This window comes from Pseudoteredinibacter isoporae (genome assembly GCF_011602085.1).
Lineage (GTDB): Bacteria > Pseudomonadota > Gammaproteobacteria > Pseudomonadales > Cellvibrionaceae > Pseudoteredinibacter > Pseudoteredinibacter isoporae.
In genome coordinates this window covers 880,704-898,810 of the sequence record NZ_JAAONY010000002.1, presented here as the reverse complement: position 1 = coordinate 898,810, position 18,107 = coordinate 880,704, and the positions used below count along the sequence as shown (strand labels likewise).

The window sequence follows — 18,107 nt, the reverse complement described above, 5'->3', positions numbered from 1 at the left end:
TGATTGACCTTGGAGGCCATTGAATTGACTCTGGAAGCCACTGCGTCCATAGCCTGGGTAAACACCGTTGTGCAAACCGCGTGTCGCCTGGGGGTGAAAGAAGAAACGCTGCTCAAAACCGCCGGCTTGCCGCTCGATGCCCTCAGTTGGGAGCGCTGGCCTATCGACTACATTACCCGCCTCTGGCATGCCGCTGAGCATTGCACCAAGGATCCTGGTTTTGGCTTGAAAACCGGTGCCGGGGTCAGCCCGGTCAATATCGATGTGCTGGGTATTGCCATGCAAAGTTCGGCTACTTTGAGGGAATCTTTCTCTCTGGTTCAAAAATATCAGCGTTTGATTTCGGATGGTGGCCGTTTTCAAATGCTGCCGGGCGAACGGGAAACCTGGGTGGTTTACCATCCCTGTCAGGGGCAATTGGCTTTCAGCCCCTATCAGATTGAGGCCGTGCTCGCAGCGGTAGTGGGTTTTAATACCTGGATCAGTGGTTCAAAAATTTGCCCCATCCGTGTCCAGTTCAGCCAGTCTCAGCTCAGCAGCTATGGGGATTATCAACGGGTTTTTAATTGTCCGGTGGAATTCGAGCAAGCCTTCAGTGGCCTGTTGATCAGCAATGACATTCTGGATCGGCCTTTGCCCCAGGCTGATCCGGTTCTGGCTCAAATCCACGAGCAATACAGTTCGAGCCGACTGACCGAATTGGAAAATGATTCCATCGTATTGGATCTTCGGCAGTGGATTAAATCCCGGGTTGGAGAAACCTTGCCCCGGCGTACCGAAGCTGCGCGCATGTTGGGAATCAGTGAGCGCACCCTGGCACGACGTCTGGACGCCCAGGGCTTTACCTTTAAAGAAATGTTGGATGAGGTGCGCAGGGAATTGGCCTTGGTAGCGGTGCGGGAATCCCGCAAGCCACTGGCTGAAATCGCTCAGTCACTCGGCTTTGCGGAATCGAGTACCTTTTATCGCGCTTTTCGTCGTTGGACGGGGTTGCCACCTGCCCGTTGGCTTAAGCAGCAGGCAGAGGAATCCAACAAGGGAGTGTGAAATGTTATTGGTTGCTCCAATCAAAGCCCGTGTGGAATTCAATGCCCTCTGAAATGTTGAGCACCCGGGGCAAGTCGCCCTGATATTCCGTTTTGTCGTGCTCGGCACTTTTTATTTTTGATTGCAACAGGCCGACCACTTCCCAATCCATTGCGGGAACACGCTTGCCATCCTCTGCGGCAGCGTGGCCACCGAGCAGAGTGGGTTGCCTGGCACCATAGAGAATAGTGAGTCTTTTCATACTGCGAATGTATCCCGAACGACTGGAGCCGGGCAGAAGCGCAATGATGGTGCCTCGGTGAATCGTATCGCCAGTAAATAAATAATTATTCTTGGGGTCGTACAGGGCGATGGAATCATCGGTGTGACCCGGAATGGAAACAATGCTTAATTCCCGATCACCCAAGTCAATTTTACCCAAATCCATTATCCATTTGTGAATGTTAATCGGCTCACGGCTCAACTGATCAATAAAGCCCAGATGGCTGTAGCGATCCAGGTGCAGAGTATTTTCATTCGCGAGTTTCCGAACAGAAGGAATATCGATCATTCGAACGTCTTCAAATTCTTTCAGGTTGCCGACATGGTCGTAGTGAAGATGGGAAGGAAGGGCAATGATGGGTTTGTCGGTAAGCTTTTCTACGGTGCTGCGAATCGGAAACCGACCGGTGCCCACGTCAAATAAAACCGCGCTGTCTTCACCGATAATCAAGTAATGCCAATTTTTTTGATACCAGGATAACTCACCAATTGCATAAACAGACTCGCTGAGTTTTTCAATTGTCCAGTATTCTTCTTCGGTCATATCCGGATCAATCGGCGGTGGAGTATGACTGGCGGCGTGCAGTTCCATCAGCAAGTACGGGCTGTATTTATAAACGCCTATGAATAACAACGCGAACAAAACAACAAGAGTGTACAGCAGGGGACGTATTAATCGTTTCATATTGAAAGTGTTACTCAATAAAACTGACAGTAATTAGGCTCAGGAAAGTTTGAATATCTTACCCCAGAAATAATTGTCGAAAATAGAGTGGGTCAGGCACCCAGACGAGTTGAAAGTGACAGATTGTTTTGAGGAATCATTTTACGAATGCAAGAAGTCAATCACTTCATCTGCCCAATCAAGACAGGCTTGCTCCCCGATAATTCCGCGACGTAGTGTCAAATAGGGAAGGGCCAGGTTCTTCTTTTCCTTTGCTGAACTGTTTTTGTATTCCTCTTCGATGGCCAGAAAGGTGTTGAGCATACGCTGGTGATTGTCGCGGTAGTTTGTCATTTCTTCCAGCAGTTGATCTTTGTCGGCCAGATGGCCAGCGTAGAGTTTGACCAGTAGAGCATCGTTGACTTTACCCAGTTTCAGGGGCTGCTGGACCCATTCCGAGAGGGCGTCCCGACCTGCCTGGGTCAGGGTATAAACCTTTTTATCCGGCTTGTTGGCTTGAGCTTCCACATGAAAGTCGATCAGTTGTTCGCTGTGCATGCTTTTCAACTGGGCATAAATTTGCTGATGGCTGGCATTCCAGAAATACCCCAGACGTGACTGAAACTGCTTGAGCAGGTCGTAACCCGAGCTTTCTTCGGTTTCCAGCAGAGTGAGAATGGCGTGCTTCAGTGACATGGGCGTATCGCCTTACAAAGTGGGGTAAGGAGTATACCTTGGACGGAAGCTATGCAAAAGTTTGCATAATGGCGGAGTGGGCGTATACTGCCTGAACTTGATATGCAACAAATTGCATAATGCTGGACGTGCAGTGTGTATCCTGATTAAAAGGCGGCATCAATAACCATCATTGAATGGTTAGCCGCAATCTCTTGCCGCTGATAATAAAACAGATAGGAGGCTTGCCCCATGTCCGAGAACGTCGCATCCGAGAAGGTAAAGGTCCGTACGGGTATTCGATATCGTAAAAAGCGCCTGGCCGATCATTATGATGCCATCGTGGTAGGTTCTGGCATTGGAGGCTTAACCACAGCGGCCTTGCTGTCTTTGTTGGGCAAGAAAGTGTGTGTGCTGGAACAACACTACACAGCCGGGGGCTACACCCATGCGTACGAACGTGAAGGCTATGAATGGGATGTTGGTGTTCACTACATAGGTGAGGTGCATAAACCTTCAACCATGAAGCGCATGTTTGATGTGTTGAGCCAGAGTCGTTTGAAATGGGCCGCTATGGACCCGGTATATGACCGAATTATCATCGCCGATAAAGAATATGATTTTGTGGCAGGGCGCGAGAACTTTATTAACTCCTTAAGCGAACAGTTTCCTGAAGAGCGCGCCAATATCGAACGTTATGTCGCCTTGATTCGAGAGATGTCCAGCCAGACACCCAAGTTCTTTGCGGGTCAGGCCATGCCGAAATGGATGACGGCAATCTACAATAATGTTCGTCCATGGTTGGTGAGAAAAGAGTTTTTTCAATCCACCCGTGAAGTTCTGGAAGGACTGACCACGAATCAGGAATTGATCAGCGTATTAACCGGGCAGTGGGGTGACTATGGCCAGCCTCCGCGAGATGCCGCTTTTCTGATGCACGCGCTGATTGCCAAGCACTATCTCGCCGGCGGCGCTTATCCGGTGGGTGGTGCCAGTGAAATGGCACGCTCTATTATTCCAACTATTCAGCAAAGTGGTGGTGAAGTGTTTACCTATGCCGAGGTTGAAGAGGTGTTGGTAAAAGACAACAAAGCTTACGGCGTTAAAATGGCCAAGGGTGATGAGATTCATGCCGAGGTGGTGATCAGCAACATCGGCATTCATAAAACGCTCGGCAAGTTGTATCCCGAAGCAAGTCGTAAGCAGCATAATATTACGGCGACTTTAAATCATAAGGCCCTGAATCATTCGAGTTCCTCCTATTGCCTTTACGCGGGATTCAAAGGTGATGCGAAAGAACTGGAGCTGGATACCACGAACCTTTGGATTTACCCCAATGGTGACCATGAAGGCAATATCGATGCTTTCCGCGAGGGAAAACACCGTGATTTTCCATTGCTGTATATGTCTTTCCCAAGTTCGAAAGATCCTCAATGGTCAGAACGTTTTCCGGGGAAAAGCACGGTCGAAATCGTCACCATTGCCAATTTTGAAGATTACCAGCCCTGGGAGGGAACATACTGGCGTCAGCGTGGTGAGGACTATGAAGCGCGGAAGGAAAATCTTTCACAGCAATTATTGGAAAAGCTCTTTGAGCGCAAACCGCAATTGCGTGACGCACTGGATTATTATGAGTTAGGTACGCCGCTGTCGACCCAGTTTTATCAACATAATAATGCCGGTGAAATTTACGGGGTTGATCATTGGGTCGATCGCTTTAAGCAGCCTTGTTTGCATCCGCAGACTGATGTGAAAAACCTGTATATGACCGGTTCAGATGTCATGACCGCAGGTGTAGGTGGTGCGCTGATGGGCGGTGTGATGTGTACCATGCGCGTTTTGGGTTTGCGTAAAGGCGGTGAAGTCATGAAGCTGTTTAAAAATTATGTGGAGCCGAGCTGAGTTTTACTGTTTAAAGCTTTCCAAATAATCTTCCAGTACCGCGATATTGGCGAGCAGCTCCCAGCGATTGGATTGTTTCAATTGGCGGGCATTGTGATAGCGAGTCCGGTAGGACCAAGTGCCGATATTGATGGAATAGGAGAAAAACACCAGCTCCTTAAGTTGGGTTTTTGTGCCCGGAAACCGATAGTGTTTTAAGGCCTGGATCATCAACTCACTGACTTCTTCACTGTGACGTTGATCCAGTGCTTCCAGTTCAGGGTAGAGCTTGAGTGCCTGATTAATTTCGGCCAATGGCCCACCTTCCTGCTCGGCTTTAAAAACTCTTTCTAAAAGATGAGCAATACCCTCTTTCCAATGGGGATGTTGTTCGATGTTTTTGAGAAAGTCAGTGATTTGATAACGCAGGGCGGCCAGGTAATCCTCGTACAAGGCCTGCATGACGGCTTGTTTATTATCAAAATACTGATACAGAGAGCCCACCGAGACCTCGGCGGCTTTCGCCAGTTTGGGCATCGTAAGCCCCTGCAAGCCATCTTCTTCCAACAGTTTGCTGCAACTGCGCAAAATCTTACCCACGCGTTCCTGTGAGCGTTTCTGGCTGGGCTTCTTTTTGAGAGCAGTGTTCATGGCTTCCCGTTTAAGGTTCTCGATAGCAATCAAAGGCTTAGGAGGAGTATATCAGCAAACTCCTCTGTTTTAGCTACTCCGGGGTGAACAGGCTACCCCAAAAGGGTTATGTGAATAATTATTCACATTTCTTGACGCTTGTGTTGAATGTGGTGCATGATAAATGTGAATAAACATTCATATAATAATTAATCGGAGTGGACTATGAATCGCCAAGCAATCGGCATCGCGGCTTTTGCCATCGCCAGCCTGCCTCTCGCCATTCAGGCGCAAACCCTGGAGGAGGTTGTGGTTACCGCCCAGAAACGTGACCAGAGCAGCCAGGATATCCCTATTTCTGTGAGCGCCTTTAGCGCCGAGCAAATCTCGAAGCTTGGCAATACGGGCTTGCAGGAGCTGGCGAAGAATGTGGCCGGCGCGGAGATTTTTGATGATCGCGGTTCCGGCCAGCCGACCTGGGTAATCCGCGGTGTTGGTCTTGCGGATTTCAACCCCAACAATACCCCGACCGCAGCCATTTTTTACGATGAAGCTTATATGTTCTCCAATGTTCTGGGCGGCATCGGCCTGTTTGATATTCAGCAGGTGGAAATTTTAAAAGGCCCCCAGGGGGGCTTGTACGGCCGCAATACCAGTGGTGGTGCGGTCAGGGTGAATTCTCGCCCGCCAGAAGTTGGTGAAGAGAGCAATGGCTATGTGCGTGGCAGCTACGGACGTTGGAACAAAAGTCGCATGGAAGCTGCCGTCGGATTTGACGTTGCGGACAACGCGGCGATTCGCTTGGCAGCCGTCACCAGTCAAGGCGGAGGTTGGCAAGACAGTCTGGCCACCGAAGCTGATGATGAATTTGGTGATCAGGATTTTACGGCGCTGCGAGCACAGCTGGCCTGGCAGCTCAATGACAAGACCGAGATGTTGCTGAAATTGGACTACGGTCGTGACAATTCCGAAACCTATCTGGCGCAGGGCAAGGCCAGTTTACTGGCTGATGCCTCTGGGCGTTGCCCGGCCGTGGCCGCAGGTGGTGCAGCCGATGATCAGTGTTTTACCCTGTCTAATGTTTTATCCAATTTTGTGTTTGGAACCGGCACTGGCCCATTAGCGATAGATCAGGATGACCAGGGCCGTCGCACAACTTCAAATCCGATCAATGAATTGGATAATGACTGGCGCAGCGTAAATATGCGTTGGCAGTGGGAAGGCGAGTCCGTGAGCTTCACCTCCATTACCACCGCGATGGATTACAATTTTAAACAGAATTACGATTTTGACGCTTCCCATCTGACGTTATTTCACGAGCGCAGCCGCAGTGAACTGAGCGCCTGGTCCCAGGAGTTTCGTTGGCAGGGTGAAATCTCCGAGGATATGTATTGGTTATTGGGCGCGAGCTACAGCAATGAAGAAGTTGTGGCCTTCCGTAATCTGGACCTTTCTCAGTTAGTGGACTTTCCAGGCCTGGGGTATCGATCTTTTACCCAGGAAACCAAATCGGCTGCGGCATATGCTCAGCTGGAGTGGCAGTTTGCCGACACTCTGAAACTTCACGGTTCGCTGCGTTATACCAAGGAAGACAAAGACCTTCTCAACTATCGCTTTTTCGAGACCGAGGGCAATGGCGTCGATCTCAATGGTGATGGTCAGTTGCAGCCTTTCTTCTGGCTGGACGGCGTCAATCAGGAGGCGAATCTGGACAGCCATTTCTCTGGCCATCTGGGTTTGGATTGGACCCCAAGTGATGAAGTGTTGATTTATGCTAAAGCGACGCGGGGTTTTAAGTCCGGCGGTTTCTTCGGCGGCTTTGCATTCAGCGCTGCTGAGTTGGGTGCTTATGATGAAGAGTTGATCTGGTCCTATGAGTTGGGTTGGAAAACCGACTTACTGGATCGTCGTTTGCGATTCAATGGCGCTTTGTACTACTACGATTATCAGGACGTTCAAGGGTTTACCCAGGAATTCAGTACTCTGATTGATGGCGTATTGACCAAGTTGGGAAATCTTGGCGATGCCGAACATAAGGGTGTTGAAGTCGAGTTTACCTATTTGCCTGAATCCATCGAAGGCTTGCAGCTTTCACTTCAGGCGAATTATCTGAACGCGAAAATTTCAAAATCGGCAACCATTGGCCTGGACCCCGATGGTGTTCAGTTCCCGATTCAAGGTTTGCGTCGTACCTTTGCGCCAGAATACAGCGTTGGTATTCAACTGGATCATCAGGCCGATATTAACGAGCACTATCAGCTGAACAGTTCCGTAAATTACAGCTGGCGTGATGACATTAATGCGGATGATGCCTATGGCACGGATCTGGATCGTGCTCTATTTGGTATTGAATCCTATCAGCTGCTCGGTATGCGCTTTGAAATCGTGCCAACCGCTGCAGATTGGAAGGTGGCATTGTTGTTGGATAACGTTACCAATGAAGCTTATACCCTGAGCAGCACAAGCGATGATTTAGGCAGCTTTAACCGGGTTCAAGGGCGCCCTCGCAGCTGGACACTGGAGTTTAGCTATGAATGGTAAATGGATGGAGTTTGAAAATATGACAGACAAGATAGTGGATTCGTTTGTATGTGCAAGCGGTGGTTTGCGTTGGAAAGCTCTTGCCGGCCTAGCGGCCGGTCTTTTTAGCGCACAGGTTTTTTCCGCCACGGTGTACAGCAATGGCCAGATTTATACCATGAACCCAATGCAGCCCTGGGCGGACTCAGTGGTTGTTGATGCCGACAAGATTGTCTATGTCGGTGATGAAAAAGGTGCTGAATCCTATGTAAAAAAGGGCGCCGAAAAAGTCGATCTTGCGGGTAAACTAATGCTGCCGGGTTTTATTGAAACCCATGCGCACCCGGTATTTGGTTCGGTGATGGCTTCCGGCTTGGTGTTCGATATAGAAGAAAATACAGTTGAATCCTACGTTCAACAGGTGAAAGCTTACTTAAAAGCGCATCCCGACGATGAAGCGATTTTTGGCTTTGGCTTTTACGCCGACAGCTTTGGTGAGGCGGGGCCACGTAAAGAAATTCTTGATGGTTTGGACAGTGAACGCCCCATCGTTTTTCTTGACGATGGCGGTCACAGCGCCTGGGTGAATTCCAAAGCTTTGGAAATGGCGGGCATTAACAGCAAAACGCCTGACCCGGTGCCCGGTGTGCATTTTTATCGCAGGGATAAAAACGGCGAGCCAACCGGACACGCCCTGGAAACCCAAGCCATAGAACCTCTGATCGCCGCCATTGGTGTGTACTCTCCAGAGAATGTTCTCTATCAGGTTCAGCAACTGATGCCTATGTTTCCGATGCTGGGTTATACGGCTGTTTTTGATGCCGGCATGTTGAGTATGACCGAAGTTGGGCATCAGGCGTTGAAAGCCTTGGAAAGCTCCGGGCAATTAAGCACACGAATGATGACGTCTTTGAGCTTGCTTGACCCACATAAAGCGAGCAGTGCGGTAGAAGATTTGCAATCTCTCCGCAAGACTTATTACAGTGAATTGATTTGGCCAACCACCCTTAAAATTCACAATGATGGAACAACGGAAGCTGAAACCTCGGCGCAGTTAACGCCCTATTTGAATGATCCGGAGAACTACGGTGGTTTGATTCTGGAAGGCAAGGCGCTGGCTGACTTGGTGTTGGCCGTGGATAAAGCTGGGTTCAATATTCACATTCACTCGATTGGGGATCGCGCAATCAAAGAAGCTTTGGATGCGTTCGAGTTCGCGCGCAAAAATAACCCATCCAGTAAGAATCGTTTCTCTACCGCGCATACTGAATTGGTCAGACCGGAAGATCATGCACGTTTTGCCCAGCTGGATGTGGTGGCGCAAACCACACCGCTGTGGTTTGGCATGGAGCGTGGGCATTCCAGGCGAGTTCTGGGCAAAGAGAGATCCAGTCGGCTTTACAGCTTTGCCGATATTTATCGCAGTGGTGGAAAGGTTACGTTTGGCAGTGATTTCCCGGTAAGTGGTGGCCTGCCTGGTTTGGTGGCGATGAGCCAAATAGAATCCGGCATGACGCGCGCTTTACCGGGAGTCGAGCCTGCAGAGGCGCAGCCGAAATCCGATTCCGCTTTCAGCCTGGATGCCATGTTACGCGGTTACACTATCGATGCAGCCTACCAGATCAATCGTGATCATGAGCTGGGCTCAATTGAAGTGGGTAAGAAAGCCGACTTGATTGTGATGCGTGACAACCTGTTTACCCTGGCTCCCCAGAAGATTCATAAAGCCAAAGTTGAGCGCACGATTTTAAATGGAAAAACCGTGTACCAGCGTGGTCCACAAGCTGAAGCCTTGGAAAGCGCTTTGGGCCTGTAGGCGGTCACGGATTCTGCGAGTTATTTGATTCGATCCCTTGATCCTTTTCCTGCCGCTCTTTCGGAGCGGCATTTTTTCTTTTCATCTGCTGTTCTTTTCATCTGTAGTGGTGTGCTTAATTCAGGTGTAGTGGTGTGCTTAATTCAGGTGTAGTGGTGTGCTTAATTCAGGTGTAGTGGTGCGTTTAATTCAGGTGTAGTGGTGCGTTTAATTCAGGTTTTCCAGGAGCTGGGTTTTGATTTCTGCTTAAGGTTGGGTTTTAGGGGGGATCTTGCAAAGTTAGTCATGACTAGTTTATTATCTTTGCTCGAATTCTGAATGTGATGAGTCCCATGAAGCAAGTCATCTCCGCAAGTCTGCTCAGTGTCGCTGTCCCCCTGTCAGCAATGGAGTCCGGGGCAGAAGAGCCAGTGCTGTTATGGGGCGATACTCATGTTCACAGTAAGCTGTCTTTTGATTCTTTTCTGAATGGCAATTTGTCGGCGGGCCCGGATACGGCTTATCGTTGGGCCAAGGGCGAGCCGGTAATTCATCCCTATACCAAAGCTCGGGTGCAAATTCACCGTCCGCTGGATTTTATGGTAGTGGCGGATCACGCCGAGTTTATGGGGGTGATCGAATACGCTTATCGCAGTGATGAGCATTATGAACCCATGAGCTTTTGGGGCAGCCTCAAACGCAGCGTGTTAACGTGGTTGCTGCGTTACAAGATTGGGCGGGGAGAAGGTCACGAAATTGAATCCGAAAATCAGCCGAAACCGCCTGTCAATCCGGGTGGTGATCCCGTTACCGACCCCAATAATGAAGCACCCAGTGGCTTTTTTGGTGATACCAAAAAAATGGAGTTCAATGCCTGGAAAGAGGTCGTGTCGGCTGCGGAGAAGCACAACAAACCCGGGCACTTTTCCGCGATTATTGGCTGGGAATGGAGTTCCACGCCCAGTGGCAATAATTTGCACCGTGTTGTTATAACGCCAGACGGGGCTGATAAAGCCCTGCAATATTTACCATTCGGTTCCGATCAAAGCCAGTATCCCGAAGATTTATGGCAGTGGCTGGATAAAACGGCAGAGGAAACGCAATCGAGCTTTGTGGCGATTCCCCACAACCCGAATCTATCCAACGGCTTTATGTTTCCGGATCACAGAATTGATGGCCGGGAGATGGATGCGCGCTATATTGAACAGCGCCGTCTGTGGGAGCCGGTTACCGAAATTACTCAGTTTAAAGGTGACTCGGAAACGCATCCGGATCTTTCACCGAAGGACCCCTTTGCAGATTTCGAACGTTATAACTTTATCATTCAGCAAGGCGCTGATGATTCAAGTTATCAGGCAAACGTCGGCAGTTTTGCACGTCCTGCGTTAAAGCGTGGTTTGGAGCTGGAACAGAAATACGGAGGAAATCCCTTTAAGTTTGGTTTCATCGGCTCCAGTGACAGCCATACCGCGTTATCGTCTACCGAGGAAAATAATTTTCACGGAAAAATGGTCCGTGACTCTACACCCGAGAATAAACCCGATACGGGTATTGATGGTCGAGTGAGTGGCTGGTCAATGTCGGCTCAGGGATTGGCTGCAGTTTGGGCGAGGGAAAACAGCCGCACCGCAATTCTGGACGCGTTCAAGCGTCGAGAAGTGTATGCCAGCACGGGTACCCGAATTCGCCTGCGTTTTTTCGCTGGCTCTGACTTAAGTGATCTGGACAGTTTAGCGGGTGAGCATCTGGATACTGCCTATCGTTTAGCTGTACCCATGGGGGGAGATTTGTTGTGGGACAAAACCGAGGCTTCACCAGACTTTATTGTTCATGCCGTTAGAGATATGGAGTCTGCGGGCCTGGATCGTGTGCAGATTATTAAAGGGTGGCTGGATGCCAACGGCCATAGCCACGAGAAAATTTTCAATGTGGCCTGGTATGGTGAACGAGAATTGGAAGAAAATGGCGAATTATCCAGTTTGCCCGCGCGCGTTGATATGAGCACCGGGCGATTTGATAAAAACTGGGGCAGCGATGAACTCTTTGTACACTGGAAAGACCCTGATTTTAATCCAAATGAAAAAGCGTTTTACTATGTGCGTGTATTGGAAGCGCCGACAATGAGGCACTCCCAGTTTGATGCGCTTGCCCTGGGGCGAAAAAAGGCGAACAGCGAGCCAGCCCTGATTCAGGAGCGGGCGTATTCTTCACCCATCTGGTTTACCCCGGCGCCGTAATTCCGCGACCGCGACTCACTCGATTGCGCTGGCTACGAGTGGTGACCACAAGTCACCTTGGTTAACGGATTTGGCAGCTTTCAAGTCGCAAGCTTGGCGCTACGATGGTTTTTTTCATCGTCGGAGATGTGAGCTTTGCCCCGTGATTACGATGCCGTGCGTTCTGCGAAATCCATGCAGGATGTAGGGCAACATGTTTTTATTCCTGAGCATTACTGTATAGAGCAGTCACAAGAACTGCTGGATTATATTACCGCCAACCCGATGTGCCAGGTGAGCTGCGTACATGAAGGGCGGGTGCTGTCGACAGCAATGCCGTTAATTGCCTGCCGAAAAGATGCGGGTTCCTATGTTGGTCATATGGCCAGGCGTAATCCCATGGCAGACGCTTTGTCCAAAGGTGGCGAGGTGCTCGCGGTGTTCAGCGGTCCAGAGGCGTATGTGTCTCCGAGCTGGTTTACCCAGCGACAGACCGTTCCGACCTGGAATTACCTCAGTGTGCAACTGCGTGGTGAATGGGAGCAGCTGACAAGGGCTGAAGACATAGAGGCGGTGATGAGTGATACCGTTGTTCACATGGAAGGCTTATTGGCAGAAACTTCACAACACAAGGCCTGGAACATGCAGACTGTCGATCCTGATTTGTACGCCGGGTTGCTGCATGGTATCGTCGCCTTCAGATTAAAGCCGAGTAGCCTGGAAGGGGTGAAACGCTTGAATCAGGACAAAGATATTCGCGATATTGACTCGATTATGCGAGGTTTGTCTGCCAGTTCACAAAGACACAGTCGTGAAATTGTGGCGTTAATGCAGACGCAATACGCCGAGTTTTTATCGTCCGGGAACGACGCATAAGTGAGTGTGGTTTTGCCTTGCTTTCGTGCGGTTTTATTGAGTTGTTCCATGAAAAGAAATTAGGATGGAAGGCCCCCGAATACTGCAGGGAGTAGTGGTGCGAAGGATGGAGTGGGCTGTTGAAAAATTAGGCGGCGCCGAGACTTTGCTATGAGCTACGAGAAAACCAATATTTATCAGGGCCCTTCTGCGCTGCCGTCACGTAAGCTCATTCCCCCCTTTGAATCTCTGCGTGCCTTCGATGCGATTGCCCGTCTGGGTGGTGTTCGCAAAGCGGCACAGGCCTTGTACCGTGATCATGCGGTGGTCAGCCGTCATTTGCGCGCACTGGAAGACTGGATCGGTTGCCAGTTGATCGAGCGCACTCCGGCAGGCGCCGTACTGACCGAAGAAGGGCAGCGTTATCACGAACAAATTCGCCAGGCGATTGATGGCATTGCCGATGCCACAGTAGACATCATCAAGCGCAGTCAGGACCACTCCCTGCAACTGTGGTGCATGCCAGGCTTTGCCTTGCATTGGCTGATCAGCCATGTCGATGAGTTTGAAAGCAAAAACAGCGATATTGATCTGCAGTTACGCTCTACCCATGAGGTGCCTGACTTTAGCCGTCAGGAAGCCGATGTGGATATCCGCATGTTGCTCGAAAGCGAAAAGCCGACGGAGGACGATCCGGCAATTCGCTGCTCACAAATTGCCAGTCCACCGGTAATTGCTGTCGCCAGTCCTGAATATTTATCCCGGTCCCCTGATATTCAGAGTCCTGAAGACATGCTGGAGCACCAGCTATTGCACGAAGAGGATTTTGATAACTGGCGATTATGGTTCGGTGCCTGTGACATCGACTGTGCGGATGAATTGATTGGGCCACGCCTGTGGGATGGTCATATGACCCTTGCTGCTGCTCGCCGAGGTCGCGGCATTGCCTTGAGTAATGCGTTGGTGGCCGGTGAAGATCTGGCCCAGGGACGTTTATGTGAAGTGGGTGCAGGGCTGGGCAGTTTCCCCAACGTAAATTTATGGACTTACTGGTTTATTGCTCGAAGCGATCGCTGGGAGTCCAGAGCGGTCAGTTATTTCCGGGAATGGCTGCTGAAAAAAGTTCAGGGCCAGCTCAGCAAAGAGCAACAATAAAGCTCTGCCATGAAGCACGACGATAAGGCCAAAAGACCAAGCGAAAAGACACCAGCCTGAAAAAGCTCACCTGTCTATCAATGTTGCAAGTGGTGTGTGGATGTCACCATAGGCAACGTATTACGCAGCTTTCTCCCATACTTTCTTCCTCTAGAATCATCTTCCAAACTTACAGGAGCTACCTATGCGTTTCGCTCATGCTATGCCCATACTGATGGTTGCCACAGCTCAGGCTGAGGTGAATCCCCAGGCTGATTTAACCATGAAAATCAATGCTCCGGCAGAACGGACATTGACCTTTGACTGGCCAATATTGCGAGTGGGTACCGGTGAGTATCCGGCGGGCCCAACCGGGGTGACGGTGTTTCACTTTGATAAAAAAGTGAGTGTGGCGGTTGATAGTCGTGGGGGTGGCCCAGGAACGGTCAATGCGCCTTATATGGAGCTTGGCTACGATATGGCGGAGTTGGACAGTATCGTATTTGCTGGTGGTTCCTGGTATGGCCTGGAAGCGACAACTGCGGTTGCCAGTGCCCTGAAAGACGATGGATTGCGCGATGGCGATGCTTTTGCCGAAGTGCCCAATATTGCTATGTCGGTGGGCTCGATTATTTTTGATTTTGGTGGCCGCCGTCTGAATGAAATTTATCCGGACAAGCGTTTGGCCCAGGCCGCGTTTCGTGCCGCTAAAACCGGCCAGTTTCCTCTGGGAGCGCAAGGAGCCGGTCGTTCTGCCATCAGTGGTGGACTGTTCGGCTGTCATGCGCATTCAGGGCAGGGCGGCGCATACGCCCAGTACGGTGATGTAAAGATCGCCACATTCACGGTGGTTAATGCTCTGGGGGTTATCAATGACCGTGATGGCAATGTTGTTGCTTGTTACGGCGACAAGGATTGGCCCGAGCCGCTGAAAACCAAAGACCTGTTGCACAAGTGGGTTTCTGGCGCGTGGCCGGAAAATGACTTTGCCAAGAAAAACACCACCATCAGTTTAGTGGTTACCAATCAGGCTCTGGACCCGGCTGAACTGAAACGTTTGGCGGTACAGGTTCACACCTCCATGGGGCGTGCGTTGCAGCCTTTCGGCACGATTTACGATGGTGACGTGCTGTATGCGGTGTCGACTCAGGAACTGGAAAAATCCGATATGGCACCCGTTAACCTGGGTGTAGCGGCCAGTGAGTTGATGTGGGATGCGATCCTGAGTGCGGTGCCTGAACAGCCCCAGCGTCAAGCCAAGAGTGGCCAGGCGATCCCAAGCAAGCTGCGTAAAGACATTCAGGGTGAATACCAGTTCGGACCCGGACATCGCCTGAAAATATCGCAAAAAGGTGAGCGTTTGTTTGCCACCGCCAGCGGGGAAAAATCGATCTACGCTTTTGATCCCGGTAAGGACACCGAATTGTTTATGACGGCCAATGGTCGTTTGACGGTACCGGGTCGATATCCTCTGGTTCTGGCTCTGGAGAACCAGCAGTTGATTATCAACCCTGGGCCTTGGCAGCAAGTGGCGACCAAGCAGCCTTAACTCAAGATTTTCAGTGGTTTTGTCTGGTTGCAGGAAGCGCTTGGATAAAAACCTGAAAAATTGCCACGACCCGTGGTGATGATTCTCCACCCCTTGGTGCCCGCTCTGCGGGCCTTTTTTTGTTTTTAAAACACGGTTGCTCGCGGTACGGGATGAGTAACTGGGTAATGTATAAAAGGGGGGATGCTCTGGTTTGTGTAAACCAGAGCAATGGCTGAGGTATTTATTCCTCGCTGGCAGCGGGGAGGTCTTCAGTAGCTGTCAATTGAACAATACGGTTTTCGTTGTCAGTTGAGCCATCGGGGCCGCTCAAATGTTTGGCAATTTGCTGGAAAGCAATAAGTGATTCATGATTCATCCAGCCGCCATCAACCGTGTAGTTCGGGTAAGCGGAGGTTTTTGCAATCACAACGCCACGTTTGGGGTTGATGTAGATAAACTGCCCGTAAATACCAATCGCACTGTAATCATCGTCTGGCTGCATGGGAATCCACCATTGGTAACCATAGCCAAAGCCTGAATCGGATTGTGGATTGTCGATTCCCGGTTGCACATGGTCGCCCAATGGGATGGTGGACACGCGAACCCATTCCGAATTCACCAGACTTTCACCCTTATAATTCCTGCCTTCGTTAATGTACAACTGTCCAAAACGAATCATGTCGCGCAGGGTAACGTTCACGCCGCCGTAAACCAGAGGTTCACCAACCGCATCGGTTTGCAAATAAGCGTCGTGTTCAGCACCCAGTTTGGACCAGAGCTTTTCATTGAAATAGTCCTGATAGCTTTTACCGCTTGCTTCGCGAATGATCATACCCAGCACTTGCGTATCGATGCTGGCGTAGCGGTTGTAACTGCCGGGCGCATTTTCGCGCACCATGGTACCGGAAAATTCGTCCAGAGAGCCGAGCAGGGTGGCCACTACCGAGCGAACCAGATCGGAATCCAGGTTGCCGTAGTCCTCATCCCAGCGTACGCCGGAGGACATCTGCAAAACGTGTTTTACAGTCACGCCATCATCATAGGCACTGCCTTTCAGGCTTGGCACATATTTAATAACCGGATCTTCAATCGAATCGATATGGCCCTCTTCCACGGCAACACCGATCAACATCGAGGCCATGGACTTGGAAACCGACATAATAATCGACTGGGTATCTTCGGTGTTTCCGCGAAAATACTGTTCATAAATCAATTTGCCATCTTTCATAATGGCCATGCCGGTGGTGTGAGTGCGTTGCATCCATTCTACGATTTCCCGCTGCTCCTTATCGTAAAGGTAGTGTTTGGGAAGCGCGTTCTTCGAATCTTCTTTGGGCAATGGATAAACCGGTCCCTGCTGGGCGATTTTCAGGGAGGGGTATTGCTTGTAGAAACTGCGGAAATTGTTATCAATGTTTTCCGCTTTGAACGCATCGGCGTAGAGGTACAAGGCATGCAGCTCCCGGATATCCTGAAAGAACCATGCAAAGGCTCCGGCTGCCACAACAGCGATACTGATTAGAATTTTTTTCATAGTGTTGTCCTGATAAAGAGTAATTAGTTACCCGCCTGTGCCTGTTGTGGTAAGGCAGTAGGCGTTGATGTATTTTGAGGCGAATCGTCAGGGATCGAGCTTTCAAGTTGTCTGGCGATTTGCTGGAAAGCCAGGAGCGATTCGTGATCCATATACGCCCCGTCAATGGGGTATGACGGATAAGTCGAGGTTTTGGCGATGACGACATTATGCTTTGGGTTTACATAAACGAACTGACCGTAAATCCCAATCGCGGTATAGTCATCGTCCGGGTAGAGTGGGATCCACCACTGATAGCCGTAACCAAAACCGGAATCTGACGCCGGATTGTTTACACCGGGTTTCAAGTGATCTTCTTCAACCTGTATGGATTCATGTACCCAGTTGCTGTTGATGATTTGCTCACCCTGGTAGTTTTTGCCTTCTTCCAGATACAACTGGCCAAACCTCACCATATCTCGCAAGACAATGTTCACACCACTATACACCAGAGGCATGCCGGTGCTGTCGACTTGAATGAACGCACTCTTTTCTGCGCCCAGTTTCGACCACAGATGCTTCTCAAAATAATCCTGATAGCTGTCGCCGGTTGCGGATTCGATAATCATACCCAAAACCTGGGTATTCACACTGGCATAGCGGTTATAACTTCCCGGAGTATGTTCACGCACCATGCTTGCGGCAAAATCATCCAGTGAGCCCAGCAGGGAGGCGACGATAGACTGCACGATGTCGGAGTCCAGATCATCAAGATCTTCACTCCAGCGAACACCGGAGGACATCTGCAATAATTGTTTAATGGTGACGCCATCTCCATAAGCGCTCTGGGTCAACTCGGGCAGGTATTTGGTCACCGGATCATTCACGGATTCTATATGGCCTTCTTCCAGCGCCTTTCCGATCAGCATCGAGGCCATGGACTTGGACACAGACATGATGATGGCATGGCTGTTTTCGTCATTACCACGATAGTATTTTTCATAAACCAGCTTGCCGTCCTTCAAAATGGCAATGCCGGTGGTATGACTTCGTTGAACCCATTCATCAATATTTCTGGTTTCGCCCTCGTAATCAAAAGACACGGGAAGTTTGGCTTCCTGTTCGGGTCTTTGAAGGGTATAAACCGATGTTGAGTTCTTGACCTCGACGGAGGGGTACTGATGATGAAAGCTGCGAAAGCTCTCATCGATGTATTCCGCCGAGAAGGCTTTTTCATAGGCAAGCAGAACACGAATGGTTTGCAGATCTTGGTAGAAATACAGCAGGACTGCCGATATACAAATGCCTGAAATAACCAGGATTTTCTTCATTTTTATGCTCCAGGATGTGAGTTATTGTTTGCAGGCTAGCCATATTCAAGCGCT

At 50.1% G+C, this 18,107-nt stretch carries 13 protein-coding genes; 8 read left to right on the top strand and 5 right to left on the bottom strand.

Annotation, left to right across the window (positions count from 1 at the left end; all coding sequences use genetic code 11):
- The first annotated feature begins 9 nt into the window (after positions 1-9).
- Positions 10-1,047 (top strand): AraC family transcriptional regulator, encoded by a 1,038-nt coding sequence (locus G8768_RS12445; protein WP_208020167.1) that lies wholly within the window; start codon positions 10-12, stop codon positions 1,045-1,047.
- A 4-nt stretch (positions 1,048-1,051) separates the two neighbouring features.
- On the opposite strand, the gene G8768_RS12440 is transcribed toward G8768_RS12445, so the two are convergent.
- Positions 1,052-1,993 (bottom strand): MBL fold metallo-hydrolase, encoded by a 942-nt coding sequence (locus G8768_RS12440; RefSeq protein ID WP_166846414.1) that lies wholly within the window; start codon positions 1,991-1,993, stop codon positions 1,052-1,054.
- 141 nt (positions 1,994-2,134) lie between these two features.
- On the bottom strand, positions 2,135-2,668 hold the full coding sequence (locus G8768_RS12435; RefSeq protein WP_166846416.1) for a PadR family transcriptional regulator: 534 nt from the start codon (positions 2,666-2,668) through the stop codon (positions 2,135-2,137).
- Between the two features lie 231 nt (positions 2,669-2,899).
- On the opposite strand from G8768_RS12435, the gene G8768_RS12430 reads away from it, so the two are divergent.
- A complete protein-coding gene (locus G8768_RS12430) occupies positions 2,900-4,549 on the top strand; it encodes a phytoene desaturase family protein (protein WP_166846418.1) in 1,650 nt (549 codons plus the stop codon).
- A 3-nt stretch (positions 4,550-4,552) separates the two neighbouring features.
- On the opposite strand, the gene G8768_RS12425 is transcribed toward G8768_RS12430, so the two are convergent.
- Positions 4,553-5,179 carry a TetR/AcrR family transcriptional regulator gene (locus G8768_RS12425; protein ID WP_166846420.1) on the bottom strand — a complete coding sequence of 209 codons (627 nt, stop codon included), beginning with the start codon at positions 5,177-5,179 and terminating at the stop codon, positions 4,553-4,555.
- Positions 5,180-5,383: 204 nt separating this feature from the next.
- On the opposite strand from G8768_RS12425, the gene G8768_RS12420 reads away from it, so the two are divergent.
- From G8768_RS12420 to G8768_RS12395, 6 genes are all read left to right on the top strand, one after another.
- Positions 5,384-7,699 carry a TonB-dependent receptor gene (locus G8768_RS12420; RefSeq protein ID WP_166846422.1) on the top strand — a complete coding sequence of 772 codons (2,316 nt, stop codon included), beginning with the start codon at positions 5,384-5,386 and terminating at the stop codon, positions 7,697-7,699.
- 19 nt (positions 7,700-7,718) lie between these two features.
- The gene (locus tag G8768_RS12415; RefSeq protein ID WP_166846424.1) at positions 7,719-9,494 is read left to right on the top strand and encodes an amidohydrolase; all 1,776 of its coding nucleotides are present in this window, start codon (positions 7,719-7,721) and stop codon (positions 9,492-9,494) included.
- 332 nt (positions 9,495-9,826) lie between these two features.
- Positions 9,827-11,710, top strand: coding sequence for a DUF3604 domain-containing protein (locus G8768_RS12410; RefSeq protein ID WP_166846426.1), 1,884 nt, complete (start codon positions 9,827-9,829; stop codon positions 11,708-11,710).
- A gap of 135 nt (positions 11,711-11,845) precedes the next feature.
- Complete coding sequence (locus G8768_RS12405) at positions 11,846-12,565, top strand: FMN-binding negative transcriptional regulator (protein ID WP_166846429.1); 720 nt, start codon at positions 11,846-11,848, stop codon at positions 12,563-12,565.
- 150 nt (positions 12,566-12,715) lie between these two features.
- A complete protein-coding gene (locus G8768_RS12400; RefSeq protein WP_166846432.1) occupies positions 12,716-13,699 on the top strand; it encodes a LysR substrate-binding domain-containing protein in 984 nt (327 codons plus the stop codon).
- A 184-nt stretch (positions 13,700-13,883) separates the two neighbouring features.
- On the top strand, positions 13,884-15,227 hold the full coding sequence (locus G8768_RS12395; RefSeq protein WP_166846435.1) for a P1 family peptidase: 1,344 nt from the start codon (positions 13,884-13,886) through the stop codon (positions 15,225-15,227).
- Between the two features lie 223 nt (positions 15,228-15,450).
- Here the strand turns inward: G8768_RS12395 and G8768_RS12390 are convergent, their stop codons facing one another.
- Complete coding sequence (locus G8768_RS12390; RefSeq protein ID WP_166846438.1) at positions 15,451-16,743, bottom strand: serine hydrolase domain-containing protein; 1,293 nt, start codon at positions 16,741-16,743, stop codon at positions 15,451-15,453.
- Positions 16,744-16,766: 23 nt separating this feature from the next.
- Positions 16,767-18,053: a serine hydrolase domain-containing protein gene (locus G8768_RS12385; RefSeq protein ID WP_166846441.1), complete on the bottom strand. Its 1,287-nt coding sequence runs from the start codon at positions 18,051-18,053 to the stop codon at positions 16,767-16,769.
- Positions 18,054-18,107 lie beyond the last annotated feature (54 nt).

Bases quoted from the DNA above. Each gene is read 5' to 3' on its own strand.
- G8768_RS12440 (WP_166846414.1), bottom strand. From the start codon at position 1,993: ATGAAACGATTAATACGTCCCCTGCTGTACACTCTTGTTGTTTTGTTC.
- G8768_RS12435 (WP_166846416.1), bottom strand. From the start codon at position 2,668: ATGTCACTGAAGCACGCCATTCTCACTCTGCTGGAAACCGAAGAAAGC.
- G8768_RS12430 (WP_166846418.1), top strand. From the start codon at position 2,900: ATGTCCGAGAACGTCGCATCCGAGAAGGTAAAGGTCCGTACGGGTATT.
- G8768_RS12425 (WP_166846420.1), bottom strand. From the start codon at position 5,179: ATGAACACTGCTCTCAAAAAGAAGCCCAGCCAGAAACGCTCACAGGAA.
- G8768_RS12420 (WP_166846422.1), top strand. From the start codon at position 5,384: ATGAATCGCCAAGCAATCGGCATCGCGGCTTTTGCCATCGCCAGCCTG.
- G8768_RS12415 (WP_166846424.1), top strand. From the start codon at position 7,719: ATGACAGACAAGATAGTGGATTCGTTTGTATGTGCAAGCGGTGGTTTG.
- G8768_RS12410 (WP_166846426.1), top strand. From the start codon at position 9,827: ATGAAGCAAGTCATCTCCGCAAGTCTGCTCAGTGTCGCTGTCCCCCTG.
- G8768_RS12400 (WP_166846432.1), top strand. From the start codon at position 12,716: ATGAGCTACGAGAAAACCAATATTTATCAGGGCCCTTCTGCGCTGCCG.
- G8768_RS12395 (WP_166846435.1), top strand. From the start codon at position 13,884: ATGCGTTTCGCTCATGCTATGCCCATACTGATGGTTGCCACAGCTCAG.
- G8768_RS12390 (WP_166846438.1), bottom strand. From the start codon at position 16,743: ATGAAAAAAATTCTAATCAGTATCGCTGTTGTGGCAGCCGGAGCCTTT.
- G8768_RS12385 (WP_166846441.1), bottom strand. From the start codon at position 18,053: ATGAAGAAAATCCTGGTTATTTCAGGCATTTGTATATCGGCAGTCCTG.